The organism is Nguyenibacter vanlangensis (assembly GCF_013376155.1).
GTDB lineage: Bacteria > Pseudomonadota > Alphaproteobacteria > Acetobacterales > Acetobacteraceae > Gluconacetobacter > Gluconacetobacter vanlangensis.
Window position 1 is genome coordinate 1 of record NZ_JABXXP010000591.1, and the last position, 1,744, is coordinate 1,744.

A 1,744-nucleotide genomic window follows, 5' to 3' on the forward strand; every position below is an offset into this window, starting at 1 on the left:
GATCTCGCCAGCCATGTCGAGGACGCGCGCACCGGCCATACCGGCCCCCGCCGGGCCGATGCGATCGGCTTCGCCGTGCTGCGCGGCGGCCAGATCGTGGGCGAACATACCCTGACCTTCACCTCGGCCGCCGAACAGATCACGCTGGCCCACCGCTCCTTCGACCGGCGCATCTACGCCACCGGCGCGGTGCGCGCGGCGCTGTGGCTGCGCGGCCGCACACCCGGCCTCTACGACATGGAGGACGTGCTGGGCCTGCGCGCTCCTTGATTCTCGGGGCCTGATTTCCCTCGGCGCGAGCGTGATATGCCCTGAAAATACTTGACGCTGTGCGGGTATTCCGTCACATCGTCCCGCCCCCCTGCCTCCGCATGAGCGGCGGCACCCCGTTTCATCGTGCGAGGTCAGCAGAACCATCATGCGCAACAAAGGCGATTTTCTGTTCACATCGGAATCGGTGTCCGAAGGCCATCCCGACAAGGTCGCGGACCGGATCAGCGACAGCGTTCTGGACGCCTATCTGGCGGCCGACGGGGAATCGCGCGTCGCATGCGAAACGCTGGTGACGACCAACCGCGTGGTGCTGGCCGGCGAGGTGCGCGGCCCGTCCTCGGTGACGACCGAGGCACTGATCGAGGGCGCGCGCGCCGCCATCCGCGATATCGGCTATGACCAGAGCGGCTTCTCGTGGAAGAACGCCGCCATCGAGTCCTATCTGCACGCCCAGTCCGCCGACATCGCGGTCGGCGTGGACAGCGCCGGCAACAAGGACGAGGGCGCCGGCGACCAGGGCATCATGTTCGGCTTCGCGACGCGTGAGACCGAGACGCTGATGCCGGCGCCGATCCATTACGCGCACGGCATCCTGCACCGCATCCGCGACCTGCGGAAGGCCGGCGACGCGCGCGTCGCCAACCTGCAGCCCGACGCCAAGAGCCAGGTGACCCTGCGCTATGTCGATGGCCGCCCGGTCGGCGCGACCTCGGTGGTGATCTCCACCCAGCACGACGAAGGCGCCAGCCAGCCCGCGATCCGCGATGCGCTGCGCGAGGTGGTGCTCGAGGTGCTGCCCGAGGGCTGGATGTGCCCGGACGACGAATTCTACGTCAACCCGACCGGCGTGTTCGTCATCGGCGGTCCCGACGGCGATTGCGGCCTGACCGGGCGCAAGATCATCGTCGACACCTATGGCGGCGCGGCCCCGCATGGCGGCGGCGCCTTCTCGGGCAAGGACCCGACCAAGGTGGACCGTTCGGCGGCCTATGCCTGCCGCTATCTGGCCAAGAACGTGGTCGCCGCCGGCCTGGCCGATCGCTGCACGCTGCAGATCTCGTACGCGATCGGCGTGTCGCATCCGCTGTCGGTCTATGTCGACCTGGACGGCACCGGCAAGGACGTGGACGAGGCGAAGCTGGGCGATGTCCTGCGCGAGGTCATGAACCTCTCGCCGCGCGGCATCCGCCGGCATCTGCGCCTGAACCGCCCGATCTATACCGAAACCGCCGCCTATGGCCATTTCGGCCGCACGCCCGACCCGGCCCGCGACAATTTCACGTGGGAACGGACCGATCTGGTCGACGCGCTGCGCGGCGCCTTCAACCGCTGAGCGCATGACGGTCCGGCAGGCATCGCAGGCGGTCCCCGCCCCCCGCGAATCGGCGCAGCCGGTCGCGGTCAAGGCCCCGCCGGACCGGCTCTACGGCCGCCAGCGCGGCCATCCGCTGCGCCCGCGCCAGCAACGCCT

General features: G+C 69.4%; 2 protein-coding genes and 1 pseudogene. All 3 read left to right on the forward strand.

Going from position 1 to position 1,744, the window contains the following annotated elements:
* The coding region (locus HUK84_RS17015) for a dihydrodipicolinate reductase C-terminal domain-containing protein (RefSeq protein WP_281362843.1) at positions 1–270 on the forward strand (270 nt) is incomplete at its 5' end.
* Between the two features lie 148 nt (positions 271–418).
* Positions 419–1,606 carry a methionine adenosyltransferase gene (gene metK, locus HUK84_RS17020; protein ID WP_176641327.1) on the forward strand — a complete coding sequence of 396 codons (1,188 nt, stop codon included), beginning with the start codon at positions 419–421 and terminating at the stop codon, positions 1,604–1,606.
* A gap of 4 nt (positions 1,607–1,610) precedes the next feature.
* A pseudogene (locus tag HUK84_RS23320) lies at positions 1,611–1,744 on the forward strand (tRNA (guanine(46)-N(7))-methyltransferase TrmB); the annotation flags it as partial.